The sequence below is a fragment of the Mesorhizobium sp. M7A.F.Ca.CA.003.01.2.1 genome (assembly GCF_003998945.1).
Lineage (GTDB): Bacteria > Pseudomonadota > Alphaproteobacteria > Rhizobiales > Rhizobiaceae > Mesorhizobium > Mesorhizobium ciceri.
Genome location: NZ_RZRA01001114.1, coordinates 1 through 1617, shown reverse-complemented (window position 1 = coordinate 1617; position 1617 = coordinate 1). Strand labels below are relative to the sequence as shown.

Annotated in this window: 2 protein-coding genes; one reads left to right on the top strand and one right to left on the bottom strand. The window is 59.9% G+C overall.

Annotated elements, in window-relative coordinates; translation table 11 throughout:
* Positions 1-54: 54 nt before the first annotated feature.
* Positions 55-537 (bottom strand): RidA family protein, encoded by a 483-nt coding sequence (locus tag EN969_RS30285; protein WP_027161647.1) that lies wholly within the window; start codon positions 535-537, stop codon positions 55-57.
* Between the two features lie 192 nt (positions 538-729).
* On the opposite strand from EN969_RS30285, the gene EN969_RS30280 reads away from it, so the two are divergent.
* Positions 730-1425, top strand: coding sequence for a TetR/AcrR family transcriptional regulator C-terminal domain-containing protein (locus tag EN969_RS30280; RefSeq protein WP_013531570.1), 696 nt, complete (start codon positions 730-732; stop codon positions 1423-1425).
* Positions 1426-1617 lie beyond the last annotated feature (192 nt).

Sequence of the window (1617 nt, the reverse complement as noted above, 5' to 3'; positions counted from 1 at the left end):
GCCGTCGGCAGCGCGCTCGACTCTTTGTTCGAACGATCGGGTCAATCGGAGCGACTATTCCAGAATAACGGTGGCCTCCACCTCGAAAAGCATGGGATCGATTGCAAGCTTGGGAACGGGAACCAGAGTCTGCGCCGGCAGCGCCTCGCCGAACATGTCCTTGACGTTCCTGGTCAACACCTCGAGCTTGGACATGTCGTGGTCGACCACGAAGACCGTGAGCTTCGCCACCTGATCCGGCTTGGCGCCGATGCCCTCAAGCGCAGCATGCAAATTTGCGTAGGCCTGCTTCACCTGGACGGCGAAATCCGGTGACAAGGTTCCTGTGCTGTCTTGGCCGCCCTGCCCGGAGATGTAGGCGATCCGAGCTCCGAGCGGTGCGATTACGGCGGTGCTGTAGCCATTCGGCGACGGGTCGTAGAGTGCCTGTGGATTGACAATAGTCAGCTTGAACTCGTTCGCCGGCGACGCAGTGGGGACTGCAATGGTCATGATGATTAGCCCTCCGATAAGCAGATGCTTGATTGCGCGTGACATGGTTTTTCGCTTGGCTCCGCAGCCTGCGAGCAACCTACCCTGGCGCCTGCAGATTGAACTTTAACCTAATCGCTACGTGAATCGTGCGATGTACGAGTCATCGTATGGTACGTCGTACGAGTCAATCGCTCAAGATCGACATTTGTCGCGTTGCCGGTCAAAATCGATGTTCTGAAAAAGCGAGGACGACGGATGGTAGCCAAACGCAGCGGCGCCCGGAGCAAAGGGGATCAACGGATAAGCGTGTCGCTCCAGCCCGTGCAGCAAGCGAGCACCGAGCCGCCGCTGTCTCGAGAGCGTATCGTGGCGACCGCGGTGGAACTGCTGGACGCCCAGGGCATAGACGGATTGACAATGCGTCGGCTGGCCGATCGCCTCGGCTCGGGTGTGATGAGTCTATATTGGCACGTCGACAACAAGGAGGATGTCTTTGATCTAGCAGTCGATTCGGTGCTCGAACATCGCGGATCGCCTGAAACAGGTGAGTCTCCGGACTGGCGCGGAGACGTCGTTCATATGCTCGAAGACTGGCGCGCCAGAATGTTGCGCCATCCTTGGTCGGCATCGCTGTTGCCGCGCCGGGCGCTCGGTCGGAACATTCTCGGTCGCCTGGAAATGCTGAGCAAGACCTTGTCCAGAGCCGGTGTTGCGGACGCGGATCTGAACGCCGCGATATGGTCGCTCTGGAACTATGTGATGGGCGCCACCCTCACCCGGGCAAGCTTCGATCTCTCGGAAGAAGACAGGGCAGCCGCACAGCAGCGTCTTACACATCTCAGCGAACACTACCCGACAATCGAACGCTCTCGTCTGCTGTTGGACAACGATTGGGATGGCGCCTTCCGAAGAGGCCTCGACTTCCTGCTCGACGGCCTCTCGCCAAGATAGAATTCCGGCGCTCCGCCCGGAGCAGACCGGATGGCGCTGCTTTGCGCACGCGACGCAAGAGCTTCCCAGTCCACATCATCACGTTTGGCTCGCCGCCAAGGCGGCGCAGGCAGCGGGCAAGCCCCAGATGCTCGATCCCATCGCGGCGGTGGCTGGTGCGGCTGCATTGCAGCTGAATTGTTGCAGTTGGCG